The 14,690-nt window shown below is 43.6% G+C and carries 13 protein-coding genes and 1 pseudogene; 6 read left to right on the top strand and 8 right to left on the bottom strand.

What is annotated here, in order from left to right:
* The first annotated feature begins 2 nt into the window (after positions 1–2).
* Entirely contained in the window at positions 3–2,468 is a 2,466-nt protein-coding gene (locus TT11_RS13985; RefSeq protein ID WP_261870888.1) for a YadA-like family protein, read from the top strand.
* A gap of 172 nt (positions 2,469–2,640) precedes the next feature.
* Here the strand turns inward: TT11_RS13985 and TT11_RS13980 are convergent, their stop codons facing one another.
* From TT11_RS13980 to maiA, 3 genes are all read right to left on the bottom strand, one after another.
* A complete protein-coding gene (locus TT11_RS13980) occupies positions 2,641–3,258 on the bottom strand; it encodes an acyl-CoA dehydrogenase family protein (protein WP_261870887.1) in 618 nt (205 codons plus the stop codon).
* A gap of 3 nt (positions 3,259–3,261) precedes the next feature.
* A complete protein-coding gene (locus tag TT11_RS13975) occupies positions 3,262–3,819 on the bottom strand; it encodes a hypothetical protein (RefSeq protein WP_261870886.1) in 558 nt (185 codons plus the stop codon).
* Positions 3,820–4,168: 349 nt separating this feature from the next.
* The gene (maiA, locus tag TT11_RS13970; RefSeq protein WP_261870913.1) at positions 4,169–4,819 is read right to left on the bottom strand and encodes a maleylacetoacetate isomerase; all 651 of its coding nucleotides are present in this window, start codon (positions 4,817–4,819) and stop codon (positions 4,169–4,171) included.
* Between the two features lie 163 nt (positions 4,820–4,982).
* Between maiA and TT11_RS13965 the strand changes: the two genes are divergently transcribed.
* Entirely contained in the window at positions 4,983–5,840 is an 858-nt protein-coding gene (locus tag TT11_RS13965; protein WP_261870885.1) for an IclR family transcriptional regulator, read from the top strand.
* Between the two features lie 66 nt (positions 5,841–5,906).
* On the opposite strand, the gene TT11_RS13960 is transcribed toward TT11_RS13965, so the two are convergent.
* The 5 genes and pseudogenes from TT11_RS13960 to TT11_RS13940 form a co-directional block, all read right to left on the bottom strand.
* Complete coding sequence (locus TT11_RS13960) at positions 5,907–6,959, bottom strand: TRAP transporter substrate-binding protein (RefSeq protein ID WP_261870884.1); 1,053 nt, start codon at positions 6,957–6,959, stop codon at positions 5,907–5,909.
* A gap of 137 nt (positions 6,960–7,096) precedes the next feature.
* A pseudogene (locus TT11_RS13955) lies at positions 7,097–7,673 on the bottom strand (VOC family protein).
* Positions 7,674–7,819: 146 nt separating this feature from the next.
* Positions 7,820–9,121 carry a fumarylacetoacetase gene (gene fahA, locus TT11_RS13950; protein ID WP_261870883.1) on the bottom strand — a complete coding sequence of 434 codons (1,302 nt, stop codon included), beginning with the start codon at positions 9,119–9,121 and terminating at the stop codon, positions 7,820–7,822.
* Positions 9,122–9,431: 310 nt separating this feature from the next.
* Positions 9,432–10,628: an amino acid aminotransferase gene (locus TT11_RS13945; protein WP_261870882.1), complete on the bottom strand. Its 1,197-nt coding sequence runs from the start codon at positions 10,626–10,628 to the stop codon at positions 9,432–9,434.
* 157 nt (positions 10,629–10,785) lie between these two features.
* Entirely contained in the window at positions 10,786–11,733 is a 948-nt protein-coding gene (locus TT11_RS13940) for a LysR family transcriptional regulator (RefSeq protein WP_261870881.1), read from the bottom strand.
* 178 nt (positions 11,734–11,911) lie between these two features.
* Here TT11_RS13940 and hppD point away from each other — a divergent pair, with 178 nt between their 5' ends.
* From hppD to TT11_RS13920, 4 genes are all read left to right on the top strand, one after another.
* Positions 11,912–13,012: a 4-hydroxyphenylpyruvate dioxygenase gene (hppD, locus tag TT11_RS13935; protein WP_057759888.1), complete on the top strand. Its 1,101-nt coding sequence runs from the start codon at positions 11,912–11,914 to the stop codon at positions 13,010–13,012.
* 132 nt (positions 13,013–13,144) lie between these two features.
* Complete coding sequence (locus TT11_RS13930; protein ID WP_261870880.1) at positions 13,145–13,525, top strand: hypothetical protein; 381 nt, start codon at positions 13,145–13,147, stop codon at positions 13,523–13,525.
* A gap of 25 nt (positions 13,526–13,550) precedes the next feature.
* Positions 13,551–14,054 (top strand): hypothetical protein, encoded by a 504-nt coding sequence (locus TT11_RS13925; RefSeq protein WP_261870879.1) that lies wholly within the window; start codon positions 13,551–13,553, stop codon positions 14,052–14,054.
* 191 nt (positions 14,055–14,245) lie between these two features.
* Positions 14,246–14,587: a 4a-hydroxytetrahydrobiopterin dehydratase gene (locus TT11_RS13920; RefSeq protein ID WP_057759894.1), complete on the top strand. Its 342-nt coding sequence runs from the start codon at positions 14,246–14,248 to the stop codon at positions 14,585–14,587.
* Positions 14,588–14,690: the final 103 nt, after the last annotated feature.

Raw genomic sequence — 14,690 nt, 5'->3', positions numbered from 1 at the left:
GTGTGAGTCCAACGCTGACCATGCGTCCAGAAATCCGGCCTGGCGACGTATTTGATGATGACACAGACGTCACTCGCTTAAGTTACGAAGATGGTGACGGTAACAGTCATACCATAGCGACGTTAGAAGATGATGGTTTACGTTTCTCTGGTAACGACAATCCAACTGTTGGTTATGTCACTCGCAACCTAAACAAGGAGATGCAGATTGTTGGTAGTAAAACAGCTATTGGTACATATTCATCAGGCAATATCAATACGATTGCGACACAAGATGGTGGTATTGAGATTCAAATGGCTGATTCACCGAAGTTTGGTGAGGTAATCATCAATGCTGAAAATACCGGTAAAATCACGGGTCTTGCTGCTGGTGAGGACGATACTGATGCCGTTAATGTCTACCAGCTCAATCAAACCAATTCTACTATCAACCAAGGTCTAGACTTTGGGGGTGACAGTGGTACCGATGTCAACCGTAAACTTGGTCAAAAGCTAACTGTCAAAGGTGGCGATACCATCAATGCTGATCCAGCAACGAAAAACATTAGTGTCACTGCTAATGGTACTGATACCTTGACTATCAGATTGGATAAAGATATTAATCTTGGTAATACAGGCAGCGTTACCACTGGCAATACTCAGGTTAATAATGCAGGCATTACTTTATATAATGGTGATAATAATCAGGTAGCACTGACTAACAATGGTCTGAACAATGGCAACAACAAAATTACCAATGTTGCTGATGGATTGTTGAGCGCTACTAGTAAAGATGCGGTTAACGGTAGTCAGCTGTTTAAGACCAATAACGAAGTTGCTAAAGGTATCAAAATTGGTGACGGCAATAGCGATAATGATCAGCAATTCTCGCTAGGCGATACTATCAATGTCACAGGAGATAACAATCTGACTACTGTCGCTTCTGCGACTGGCGTCCAAGTGAAACTGAATAATCAGTTAGACCTTGGAGATGATGGCAGTATACAGATAGGCAACAGCATCATGAGTGATGCAGGCTTTACCTTCGTTGGAAATGGTGTGAATAGAATGGTTTCTCAGGTCTCATTGAGTAGTCGTGGTCTAGACAATGGAGGCAACACCATTCGCAATGTTGGGGAAGGTGTGCTAAATACGGATGCTGTCAATGTTGGGCAGTTGAAAGATGTAGCCATTGCTTTGGATCAAGGTTGGGGCATCACCGCTCAAGGTGATATCGCTACTATGGTAAAACAAGGAGATGCCGTAGACCTTAGTAGTAAAGACGGTAATATCAAGGTATCTCGGAAATCAGTGAGTGATGTCGCTGCTCTTAATGGTAGTCCATCACTACAAGCTGCAGCCATACCTACCAATGCTAATGATATTAGCTTTGATCTGAACCCAGATATTACTTTGAATAGCGTAACCACTGGTGGTACGGTTATGAATGACGATGGACTGACCATTGCAGGTGGCCCAAGCATCATGAAAAGTGGTATTGATGCCGCTAGTACCAAAATTACCAACGTTCAAAATGGGGAGGTTTCGGCGACAAGTCAGGACGCCATAAATGGTGGTCAGCTTTATGCCCAAGGCACTGGTATCAGCAGTATTATCGGTGGTGACACTGTTTACAATGCCGAAGATGGTACTTTTACCAACAGTGACATTGGTGGAACGGGTGAAAGCAATATCGATGGTGCGATTGCTTCTATCAGACAAGGCACGATTGAAATTAGTGAAAATGTGCAAATTAACACAGAGAACATTACCACTAATACAACCAATATCGCGACCAATACGACAAATATTGCTACGAATACCAGCAATATCAAGACCAATACCACGAATATCAAAACCAATACGGACAAGCTAGATGCTGGACTCAATTTTGGCGCAGACAGTGGTGCCAATATCAACAAACCAATTGGCGATGATAGTGTCCTAAGCTTCACTGGTGGTAATAACATCACCACCACAGCAGATGGCAGTAGTATTAAGTTTGATCTAAACGGTAATATCAGCGTTGATAGTGTCACAGTTGGGACAACGGTTATCAATAGTGAAGGCATTAGTATGCAAGATGGACCAAGTATGACGTCTCAAGGTCTATATGCTGGTAACCAACGCATGACTGGTGTCGCCGATGGGGTCGAAGCAACAGATGCCGTCAATTATGGTCAGCTTAGCGCGCTTGATAGTCGACTCAATAACAACATGAGCGATCTTGGCTACAAAATCGACGAAGTAGAAGACGATGCAAATGCAGGTATCTCAGCGGCAATGGCAATGTCGGCAATGCCTCAGGCTTATATCGCAGGCAAGTCATTGATCGGTGGCGGTGTCGGTACCTATAATGGAGAGAGTGCTGTAGCGATTGGTTTCTCTAAATTATCTAATGACGGTCGCTGGGTCATCAAGGTAAATGGTACAGCAGATACTCAAGGCAACGTAGGCGGTGCAGTGGGTGCAGGCTTCCATTTTGATTAACAAAGCCTTTCAGCTGTAGTTATCGGAAGACTATAAAAAGCAAGACATCCAATGTCTTGCTTTTTTTACGGCTTAAAGATAAACAATTAAAGTAATAAAGCTATCGATAAATCAAAATAAGCGCTTGTAAATTGTATCTTACAAGCGCTTATTATTTATAATTAAGGTGCTTCTATATTCTAAACATTGCGCCATTCGGTGTCAGTCCAACATAGGCCATACCTGCTTGATTCATCCAGTGAGGTTGAATAATGCCATGCTGCAAAATCGCATGAATGTCTCTATGTGCTCTTTCTATCTTGTGCTTTTTATATAGGGAGGCTGTGCCAGCGACTGCGTAAATTTCAGATACCATGTCACGAGCTTCTCTTGCGCCTTCACAAGACGCTGCCCATACATCTGCAAGCTGTATATCAGTAAAGGTGTTCTGCTGCTGTGCCTCTTCCCATAGTACCTCGACACTATGATGCAGTTGGGCGCGTTTTGATGCCAGTACGGTTTTGCTCTTAGCAATGGTAGCTTGTACCGTTGCACGGTCGCGTAGATCTGGACTCTTACCAGGCGTTACTCTCTCAAGGCACATATCAACCAAGTCATCCATAGCGGCTTTTAATACGCCTAGCGCCATAGCTGCACAGCCAGCAGCATTGATACAACCAATAGGCAGTCGACTGTAGGCAGTATCGACAGCCACAGGACTATCAAAGTCAACTGCATAAGCCTCTTTGACAAAAGCGTCTTTGACAACTATATCGTGGCTACCTGTGCCATTTAGGCGCCCACGTCCCATGTATCAATGATTTTTACATCTTTCCTGGGAATAAAAAAATAGCTTTAAATTTGCACCTGGGCCAAGGGTCGTAGGAGAGCCTTCGGAGATAACGAGGCAACGGAGCACAAACCAGTCAGCCAATTGGCATCCAGAGACGAGTGTCCATTGTCCTGATACCATATAGCCATTATCTACTGTTTGTGCCACGCCTTCAGGACGTGCGGAATTGGCATAGATATGAGAGGGGTCGCTGTATACTTCTTTCATACTGGACTCGTCCAAAAATCGACCGAATGTACAGGCCAAATGGTTGTTCCAAACAATCCAAGCAACGGAGGCTTCAGCACTGGCCAACGTCTCATAAGTTTTTAGCGTTTCTATTGGGTTTCCTGCCCATCCTCCTAACGATTTAGGCAGCCCTATTCTAAATAATGCAAATTCTGAAAGTTTATTGACTACCACGGGTGCAATTTTTCTAGCGCTTTCTGTTTCATCTCTGAACATGATTGCTGATGCATAAATCTTGTTTGCTGCATTCGATGGTAGGGTGGTTATCTCTGCTGAGGATATATCATTCATATTGTTCAACCTTATCTTGATGAATAAGACAGTACTTTTTTCTATAGCTGATAAAGTACAAATTTGAGCGATGACAAATGCTTATATAAAGAATAACCAACAACTGCCCACCATACAACCGTTAATATGAATATATTAAAAATTATATTGTAAAAATTGAATAAATAATAGTCAATGAGACAAAATTCAGCAATTAAGCTAGGAATTAAGCTGTAAAGATAGGTAGGGGTAAAGAATATTGAAGAACGAAGCCAGACCAAATACTAAGTGTTAATTCTAAGTCACTTAATATTTGGCCGAGAAGATAAATATTCTATAAAGATAGGTATCCTATAAAAACTGTCTTAAATTAGGCATCACGTTTCGGCGCATCAGGCTGCATCATAGGATCCGCATCTGCGAATGCCTTTAGTGTACGGCAATGAGTATCAATGGCGACGATATTGGGATAAGCGCTCAAATCTACTTTGAAGCGGCGAGCAGAAGAGACTTGCGGAATCAAATAACAATCTGCGAGAGTAGGACTGTCCCCATAGCAGAACTGTCCGCGATTGTTATCCGCTGCCAAACGTGTCTCTAAAGCGGCAAAACCTTCACTGATCCAGCGATTGCACCATGCAATCACATCTTTCTCGTCTACTGACAGCTCATTGCGTAGGTACTGTAAAATGCGGCGATTATTAATTGGGTGGATGTCGCAACCAATCATGGCGCTCAGCGCGCGTACCTGCATACGCCCAGCAGCATCGTTAGGTAATAGTGCGTGCTCAGGGTAGACCTCTTCTAACCACTCCAAGATAGCTGGACTTTGGTATAATAATAAATCGTCAGCTTGTAGGACAGGTACTAATCCTTGCGGGTTAATCGCTTTGAAAGCAGATTCTAACTGCTCATCCTGTGCCAGATTGATCGTGATATCATCGTAATCTAAGCCTTTTAAGTTCATAGCGATACGAGTACGGTAAGACGTGCTACTACGAAAGTAGCCATAAAGTGTCATCATGATTCATGTCCTTATATTGATGTGTTTTTATAAAGATAAATATTATGAAGTAGGGTCTGTATCTCAGTAATATCTGATCGGGCAAACCCTTATTGAACAAACCACTAACAAGCAAAGCATTATTAAAAAAATAACCAAGTACACCAGAATCGAGCAAATCATGCCAGCAGACAAAACCCTTGTAGACAGTTCTATCAGCAGTAAAAACCAAAGTGGGGTTCAGTCGCTTGAGATTGGGCTGTCGATACTCGATGTGCTGATCGACCGCAATGAGCCTATGATGCTAAAGGATGTCGCTGAAGCCATGCAAATGCATCCAGCAAAATCCCATCGTTACTTGGTCAGTCTCATCCGCAAAAACTACGCGCGTAAGCTTGATGATGGGCGCTATGGGCTTGGCGATAGGGTCAATGCATTGGCATCATTAGGACATACTGGACTCAACCGAAACAATCTCTTGGCACGTCTCACGCAAGTGGCTAATGAGATCAAAGACACGTTAAACTGCGGTGTGCAAATTGCCAAATGGTTTAGCGAAGGCCCTATTATTATCCAGTCCGTTGAGCCAGACAGTCCGATTAGTATCATTACTCGCATTGGCTCACGTATGCCTCTGACGACATCGGCCACAGGGCAGTTATTTGCCAGTTATCAACCTGATGCCGTCATTCAGCCATTGGTCACAGCTGAATGGCATACGACTAATACCGCTGTAGATATGACCGAGAAATGGCAGGATTTTGCTCAGCTACAAGCCAAAATTCGTACTCAAGGCTATGCGACAGTGACGGGCGATATGCTTATGGGGATTAATGCCATTACGATACCTGTCATATTGCCGCAGCTTGCCAATAGCGTTGTTAACCAACCCACGAGTAGTGATAAAACTGATGATGAAGATTTACCGCTAGAATATGCCATCACTATCATTGGAACAACAGAGCAATTGCCTATGAGTGAGCAACATAATGTGGTTAAGAAAATACTGGCGATAGCGCAGCGTTATCAAATTGCCTAGCCAATAATGGTGCTATAAGCTAGGGCGTGCCTTCAATTCACGCCATAGTCATCTGATATGTATCCTTTAGACCATACAGGCGCTACTGGCCGCTTTTGCTTTTTCGTATACGTTGTCAGCGTCTAGGCCAGTTGCATTTACTTCATCTAGGTAATGCTGAGAGCCTTCCATTAATGGGCCTCTCCAATCTGGATCATTAAGTGGATCAGGAATATCAATCATAATATCGCCTTTTGCTTTGGCGGCGGCCATCGCTTTGGCATTGCTGATGTCAAATACTTTAGAGATATGTGCTGCCAGCTCTGCGCCAGAATTGTCATCAATCACTTTTTTGAGGTCATCAGGCAAGCTGTTATATTTCTCTTTGTTCATGCTAATCACAAAGGTGGAGTTATAAAAAGGAATATTGGTGTGCGTATTGATCAGCTCATCAAGGCGAAACGCTTGAATAGGTTGCCAAGTAAAGCTGAGCCCATCAATGACACCGCGCTGCAGAGAGGTATAAGTATCACTGGCAGGCATGCCGACAGGTGCAGCACCAGTGGCTTCGATAATGTGGCTAGCAACCGCAGAAGGTTGGCGAATACGCAGACCTTTCATATCAGCTGGCGTGCGAATCGGTTTATCAACCGTATGAAGTGCACCTTGTCCAGTGCCTATCAGCGCTAGCAAGTGAGTGTCTTCGTACTCGTCTTTAATGACACCCTCGTCATATAGTTTATGAAGTATACAGCTCTGCTGCTGTGCAGTATTTGTGATGCCTGGCAACTCTATGATTTGAGTCAAAGGAAAACGTCCTGCTGTATATCCTTGCGCTTGCATACCAATATCTACGCTACCTTTAGCTGTAGCGTCATAGGTAGCACCTGGTTTGCTGAGCGTCGCAGAAGGGTATATCTCAACCTTTAAGCGACCTTTTGAATCTGCTTCAATTTTCTTTGCCCATGGCTCTAACGCTTCGGTGTTTATATTGTCAGTGGCAGTCATAAAATGCGAGAACCGCAATGTTGTCACTTCACCTGCATCTGTAGACGCGCCTCCTGCTTGGTCGTTATTGGAGCAACCAGTCATCGCAATCGAGGCGGCTAAGAATATTCCTAGAGGGGTTCTTATTTTCATCATAGAGTCCTTTCATGATGGTTAGATATGGTTCGCTATTCATTAATACCTAGGGTATGTCGTCAATTAGCACTTTTATAATTAAAGCGATGATTAACTGATCATTTAAAAAGGCAGTAAACAGAATGACAGGAGAGTTACTCGCCGACAGGAGCAACTTCGCGTGCTTCAGCCAGCTCATCACTATGCAGAAACTGTGTATGTGCAGGAGCACGCTTGGTACGAGACCACTCATCTAGCATGTCTTGCTTGATGGCATCTGTAATCATCGATACTTTGTCTTCTGAGGTTGGATCATCATAGGTCAGCTCGAGACGATGACCGTTGGGATCAAAAAAAGTAAATCGAGTGAAAGATGCCGTGATTGGTCACGCCAATGACATCGATGCCTGCATTTTCTAAATGCTCTTTGGCAACAATTAGCTCGTCACGGTCCTTAACCTTTAGCGCCAAATGCTGCACCCAGCTTGGGGTATTAGGATCAAAGCCCATCTCAGGTTGATTGGGTACTTCAAAAAACGCTAAGACATTTCCATTACCAGCGTCCAAAAAGACGTGCATATAAGGGTCAAAGGCTTTGGTCGAAGGCACATGATCTTCTGCGAATGCCAGAATAAAATCCATATTTAGATTCTTTTTATACCATTCGACGGTTTCTTTGGCATCTTTGCAGCGATAAGCCACATGATGGATTTTCTCAATTTGAAAGCTCATATCAAACTCCTTTTGATAAGGCGCGTCACTCATTTGGCTGTATTCACATAACGATGAGTAGGTGAATGCATTTGTCTTCCTATCAGCCTGCATGAGAGTTTTCACGCCTATTTTGCTATTTCTCTATCTATGTTATTTCTTAAATACTATTTATCAAAATCAAAGCTCAGTGCTGGTAATACTTTGCCGCGTACTTCACCAAAGCCAACACGGATGCCGTCTTTTTCGCTATAGCCTTTCATGATGACCGTGTCACCATCTTCAATAAAGCTGCGCGTCTCGCCGCCTTTTAGCGTGACTGGTTTGGTAGCATTCCAAGCAATTTCTAGCATCGAGCCATAAGAATCAGGCGTTGGCCCTGAAATCGTGCCTGAGCCCATCATGTCGCCGACTTCAACTTTGCAGCCAGTGATGGTGTGGTGGGTAAGCTGCTGTGCCATTGACCAATACATGTATTTAAAATTGGTCTCGCAAATGACTGTCTCTGTTTCCGCATTTTCAGGCAGTAACTCAACCGATAGATTGATGTCAAAGCTGTTATCGCTCGCTTTTTCGTTTAGATATGCAAGCGGCTTGGGTTCTTGTGTCGGACAAGCTGTTTTGAACGGAGCCAACGCATCCATAGTGACAATCCAAGGAGAAACCTCGGAGGCAAAGGTCTTGGCATTAAATGGACCTAAAGGCACGTATTCCCATTTTTGGATATCTCGGGCTGACCAGTCATTGAGCAACACCATGCCAAAGATACGATCAGCGGCATCATCTACGGCAATTGGCTGACCGATATGATTACCTTTACCAACGACAAAGGCGGTCTCTAGCTCGAAATCCAAGCGCTTACAGGCTGAGAAGATAGGACGCTCATCAGGGCTAGGCTTTAGCTGACCTGATGGACGTACGATATCAGTTCCACTGACGATAACGGTACTGGCGCGTCCGTTATAACCCACAGGCATTTCGGTCCAGTTAGGCAATAGGGCGTTGTTTGGATCGCGGAACATGGTGCCGACGTTGGTCGCGTGCTCTTTCGATGAATAGAAATCGGTAAAGCCTGGTACTTGCACTGGCAAATGCATGGTGACGTCTGCTTGCTTAAATAGCGCCTTTCTTTGCAAGTCTGTATTGTCACGTAAAATGTCATTGTCGCTAGACAGCAGTGTTTGAATGGTAGTGCGCGCCTGCGTCCAATTGTCTCGACCAGAATCAATAAAAGAATTTAGAGTGAATTGGTCAAAATAAGGACCACCATCCAAACTTAATAATCCTTCGGCTTCGAGTACAGATAGATCCAGTACATGCTCACCAATGGCAACGCCTGCACGGCGCTTGTTATCACTAGCAGCGTCTTTGGTCTCGCTAAAGATGCCATAAGGGAGATTGTGAATAGAAAAGTCAGAGTCAGCAGCGATATCGATAAAAGAGGTGAGGGTGCTGTCAGTCGTTGACATGATTTGCTCCTTGCTAATATACATTATGAATTACGTTATAATTAATCACTTACGCATAATGTAATTTATTGATATATGGATTGCAAGTTTTTTTGTGCAATGTCTTTTGTGAAAAGGCTGCTTTGAAAAGTGGTTGTCGTTGTTTTGACTAAACGGTTCTGACTAGATGATTTTAATAAAATAGTTTTGACGAAATAATTTTGATTAAATGCTAGGCACAAAAAAAGGCCGAGCAATCGCTCAGCCTTTCTTATCTATGTTTATTTTTTTATAAAGTTACATATTGAGTAACATGGCTTACGTGGTTTAATCAGTCTTTTAAGACGTCTGCCATGGCATTGGCCACATAGTCGATGTTGCTGGTATTTAGTCCAGCCACACACATACGTGAGTTAGAAACCATATAGATACCAAACTCAGTTTGTAAACGCTCGACTTGCTCAGGCGTGAGACCAGTAAAGCTAAACATACCGTTTTGACGAGTGATGTAGTCAAAGTTACGGTTAGGGATTTTAGCCTCTAACACTGACTTTAGCTTTAGGCGCATGGCTTTGATACGGTCGCGCATCGCATAAACTTCGCTAACCCACTGTTCATGTAGTGCTTCATCGTTCATGACGATATCGACCACACGTCCACCATGTGACGGCGGGCTTGAGTAGATACGGCGTACGGTTGCGTTTAGCTGACCGAATACGCGCTCGGTTTCGTCTACGGTTGGGCAGACGACTGATAGGCCGCCGACGCGCTCGCCGTATAGCGATAAGTTTTTAGAGAATGAGTTGCTAACAAACAATGGGAGGCCCATCTCAACCGCTTTACGAATAGCGTAAGCGTCGCTGTCCATGTCTTCGCCAAACCCTTGATAAGCGATGTCCATGAATGGAATCAGCTCACGCGCCTTCACGACATTGAGTACGGTGTTCCATTGTGCTTGGGTCAAATCCATACCGGTTGGGTTATGGCAGCATGGGTGTAGCAAAATGACGTCATTTTTGTTTAATGTTTCAAAAAACGCAATCATTTCATCAAATTTGATGCTGCTGTTGGCTTTGTCGTAGTACGGGTATTTACCGACTTCTACATCAGAGCCTTCAAAGATAGCGATATGGTTGCCCCATGTTGGATCGCTCACATAGCACTTAGCTTGTGGGAACCATGTGTGGATAAATTCAGCACCGACTTTTAGCGCACCAGAACCACCGATTGTAGCGATAGTAGCGACCAAGCCGTCTTTTAAAATTTGGGCGTCTTTACCAAATAGTAATTCCTGACAGCCTTTACGGTGGCCTGGCAGGCCTGCCATTGGTAGGTATGGACGCGGTGCGATAGGATCAGCAATAAGCTCTTCGGCTGTTTTCACACAGTCGAGTACAGGCAATACGCCACTCTCATCATAATAAATACCAATGCCTAAGTTGACCTTGTTAGGATTGCTATCTGCTGAGTATTTTTCCATAAGACCTAAGATTGGATCACCAGCGTAATAATCGATACGTTCAAACATGCCATTTCCTTATAAAAATATAAATCGAGCAGCCGAAAATCATAGAGCAAATCGCGGCTGAACTCAACACGAGAGTGAGTTATATGAGGCAATTAATAAAATAAATAGCTAAATAGATTATTTATCCATCTATCAAGCGCATTTGAAATGCTATACGTCATTCGCTAGACGATGAGTCAGAGTGATGTAGGTCGTTATAATGGGTCGCAAAATAGGTTTGCAAGAACTGCTTAAAAGCAATGGTCGCCGGAGAGAGAGCCCGTGAGGCACGCTGATAGATAAAGAATTGCCGCATTTTGACTGGTTGAGTGAGTGGTCGCATCAGCAGACCATTGGCGCTGACCCAATCAATAACTTCAGGCATATAAGGCAGACACAGCGTGATACCAAAGCCTTGCCGCGTCATCTCAAGCGCGGTGGACATAAAGTTTACCTTGTAGCGGGCTTGTTGAACATGAGCGGAGATAGAGCCGTCGAGCTCTGCGGTTACTTGCTCAAGGAACGGACCTTGCAAGGTAATCAGCGGCGTTTCTAATAAATCTTGCCAAGTGATTTCGTCTCTTTGTGCCAGTGTATGGCTGTCTGGCATAACCACGCAAAAAGGTAGCTGATACAACAAATCAGCACCGATATCATCTTCAGTTTCTATAAAACCAAGTTCGGTGCCAACGCCTAAATCGACTTCAATATCTTGGATATGTTTAAGCAAATTCTCGGCTGAGCAGTCCAATAGTGAGACGCCGATATTTGGATATTCTTTGGCAAATTGAGCGATGACAGCAGGTAGGGAAGAAGCTGCAAACTGTGATACAGCCAAGCGTACCTGACCTTGGGCTAAGCTGGTCAAACTACTCGCTTCATTTTCAAAAAGCTGCATCTCATTCAAGATACGCCGCGCTTGCGGTAGTAGGTGCCGTCCTACTGCTGACAAAGATAACTGGCGAGTGGTGCGATCAAACAACACGATACCGAGGCCAGTCTCTAATTCCTTAATCAATCCACTAACAGCAGATTGAGTCAAATACATCTGTTCGCTAGCACGAGTAAAACTGCCGTTGTCAGCGACTTTGATAAATGCAGTTAATTGGCGAATGCTGATATTCATAAGTAAACCTGATAAATAAATCATAAAAAACAATTAGTCTTATAAATAAAGCTAATCTAATATAAATACAACGTCAACAATAAAGATTGATTATTAATCGTTTTATAGACTTTTACTATTAATCGACTTTTACTACTCATCGATTTTCTATTACCAATTGAAATTAAGGATAATTACAATGGCAGATTTATTTGACAACCCAATGGGACTAAATGGATTTGATTTTGTCGAGTTTGCTTCTCCGCAGCCTGATGCAGTCGACGCATTGTTTAAGCAGCTTGGTTTTGCCCATGTCGCCAATCACCGCTCAAAAGACGTTGCGCTATATCGCCAAGGTGATATCAACCTTATCCTAAACCGCGAGCCAAAAAGTCAAGCAAGTTATTTCGTTGAAGAGCATGGCGCAGGCGCTTGTAGCATGGGCTTTCGCGTAAAAGATGCCAAAAAAGCATATGAGCGTGCGGTTGAAATGGGTGCGCAGCCAGTAGACGTGCCAACTGGGGTGATGGAGCTTAGGTTGCCAGCTATCAAAGGCATCGGCGGATCACTAATCTATTTAATTGACCGCTATAAAGATGGCGAATCTATCTATGATGTCGACTTTGAGTTCTTTGCAGATATCGACAGAAACCCTGTCGGCTATGGCTTCAAAGTCATCGATCATTTAACGCACAACGTCTATCGTGGACGCATGGCGTACTGGGCAAAATTCTATGAGCGTATCTTTAATTTCCGCGAGATTCGCTACTTTGATATCAAAGGTGAGTACACGGGACTAACCAGTAAAGCCATGACCGCACCCGATGGAAAAATCCGTATTCCACTGAATGAAGAAGCCAAACAGGGCGGTGGTCAAATCGAAGAGTACCTAATGCATTTCAATGGCGAAGGTATTCAGCACATTGCGCTAGCCAGTGATGACTTGTTTGCCAGTATCGATAAGCTAAAAGCGGCTGGTATTCCACTTATGACTGCACCAAATGCAGCCTACTATGAAATGCTGAGCGAGCGCTTACCAAACCATGGTGAAAATGTCGCCGACTTGCAAACGCGCGGTATCTTGTTGGACGGTACGACAGAAGGCGGTGCACCGCGTCTGCTACTACAGATTTTCTCTGAAACTATTTTGGGTAGTCCAGTGTTCTTTGAGTTTATTCAGCGTAAAGGCGATTATGCAGATGGCTTTGGTGAAGGTAACTTTAAAGCGTTGTTTGAATCGATAGAGCGCGACCAAGTACGTCGCGGCACAGTCGGTCAGCCAGAGACTGAAACGCTATAAAGCTACCTAACGCTTAGACCACATTTAACAATTGGACAAGACAAAAGGAGTTTGTATTGTCCTTAATAAGTGCATTACCTACAAGCACGACTGCAAAGATAATGCTCTCATTGCGATAAAAGGAATACAGGCATGGAACGCCTATCACAGATATATTCTCTTAATACTGCCATCGGTACCAATAGCGTTGCGACTAATAAGCAAAGCGACGATGCGTCCAGTCATTCTAACGCGACAAATAAAAAACAGCCGTATATCTCACACCAGCCAGATAGCCATGGCCATATTCACTATAGTGATGATGAGCATGCGATGTGGCAAGCGCTGCTGGCACGTCAAGCGGAACAAACGCCCAATCGTGCGTGTACTGCATATCTAGAGGGTTTGACTAAGTTAAACTTACCGACGACGCATATCCCGCAGCTGCATGATATCGATGAGGTATTGCAAGCGACCACAGGTTGGCAAACTGCCGCTGTGCCTGCATTAATTAGCTTTGGTAAATTTTTTTAAACTACTGGCCAATAAGTCCTTTCCTGTGGCGACGTTTATTCGTCGATTTGATGACATGGACTATATTGAAGAGCCTGATATTTTTCATGAAATCGTTGGGCATTGTCCGCTATTGACCCATCCTGCGTTTGCAGCCTTCAATGAGACGTATGGTAAGCTTGGTCTTAGTGCAACGAAAGAGGAGCGCTGGTTTTTAGCACGATTGTATTGGTTTACCATTGAGTTTGGCTTGGTTGGCAGTCGCATAGAAAATCGTAGAATCTACGGCGGCGGTATATTAAGCTCACCTTCTGAAACGGTCTATGCGCTTAGAGAGTATTCTGATCAGCAAGGTGAAAGCTCACATCAAGTAGAGCGCCAACCAGAACACCGAGCGTTTGATTTGCTCGATGTGTTGCGTACACCTTATCGTATCGATCAGATACAGCCGATCTACTATGTCATTGATGAATTAGATACCTTATTTGATATTGTCAATAGTGACATTATGGGTGCGGTCAAAAAAAGCAATTTCGCTTGGACTATTTGAGCCGACCTATCCAGAAAAAAATTCGTTAAAAACGTCAATTCAAAATTAAACATGAAAACCAACACTTCAGTGCGGAATATTGAGATAGCAGCAAAGCTATATCAACATGAACGTACGAGTATTAGAAAATAGCTATCAAAATAACCATTAAAAACTGACATCGAAAACAGCCACTATAAAAGGATTTTATTATGACAGCACTATCACAAAACAGCTGCGAAGCTTGCCGCATTGGCGCACCGAAAGTCGATGAAGCCGAAGCAAAAGAATTATTACCGCAAATTCCTGATTGGTCATTGATCGAAGTAGATGGTATTCAGCAATTACAGCGTCAGTATAAATTTAAAAACTTCGTCTCAGCAATGGCATTTGCCAATCAACTGGCAGACATCGCTGAAGCAGAAGGACATCATCCGGGTATATTGGTAGAGTGGGGTAAGGCTACGGTCACTTGGTGGTCACATAGTATCAAGGGCTTGCATCGCAATGATTTTGTCATGGCAGCTAAGACCGATGACTTACTAGGCAAGTAATAAGTTGCTTCACTAGCAAGTCACTTTAATCGTACTTCTACCATTAAAATTAAAATCAAACCCAATTTAGTGCCAGTATTTACTGGCATTTTAAGGATGTGTC

The organism is Psychrobacter sp. JCM 18901 (assembly GCF_000586435.1).
Taxonomy (GTDB): Bacteria; Pseudomonadota; Gammaproteobacteria; order Pseudomonadales; family Moraxellaceae; genus Psychrobacter.
Note: the sequence above shows the minus strand (reverse complement) of the source record. Positions and strands in the feature narration are given on the sequence as shown.

Excerpts from the sequence above, each read along its gene's own strand:
- TT11_RS13975 (WP_261870886.1), bottom strand. The coding sequence starts at position 3,819 with ATGAATGATATATCCTCAGCAGAGATAACCACCCTACCATCGAATGCA.
- hppD (WP_057759888.1), top strand. The coding sequence starts at position 11,912 with ATGGCAGATTTATTTGACAACCCAATGGGACTAAATGGATTTGATTTT.
- TT11_RS13960 (WP_261870884.1), bottom strand. The coding sequence starts at position 6,959 with ATGAAAATAAGAACCCCTCTAGGAATATTCTTAGCCGCCTCGATTGCG.
- TT11_RS13980 (WP_261870887.1), bottom strand. The coding sequence starts at position 3,258 with ATGGGACGTGGGCGCCTAAATGGCACAGGTAGCCACGATATAGTTGTC.
- fahA (WP_261870883.1), bottom strand. The coding sequence starts at position 9,121 with ATGTCAACGACTGACAGCACCCTCACCTCTTTTATCGATATCGCTGCT.
- TT11_RS13945 (WP_261870882.1), bottom strand. The coding sequence starts at position 10,628 with ATGTTTGAACGTATCGATTATTACGCTGGTGATCCAATCTTAGGTCTT.
- maiA (WP_261870913.1), bottom strand. The coding sequence starts at position 4,819 with ATGACACTTTATGGCTACTTTCGTAGTAGCACGTCTTACCGTACTCGT.
- TT11_RS13920 (WP_057759894.1), top strand. The coding sequence starts at position 14,246 with ATGACAGCACTATCACAAAACAGCTGCGAAGCTTGCCGCATTGGCGCA.
- TT11_RS13930 (WP_261870880.1), top strand. The coding sequence starts at position 13,145 with ATGGAACGCCTATCACAGATATATTCTCTTAATACTGCCATCGGTACC.
- TT11_RS13940 (WP_261870881.1), bottom strand. The coding sequence starts at position 11,733 with ATGAATATCAGCATTCGCCAATTAACTGCATTTATCAAAGTCGCTGAC.
- TT11_RS13965 (WP_261870885.1), top strand. The coding sequence starts at position 4,983 with ATGCCAGCAGACAAAACCCTTGTAGACAGTTCTATCAGCAGTAAAAAC.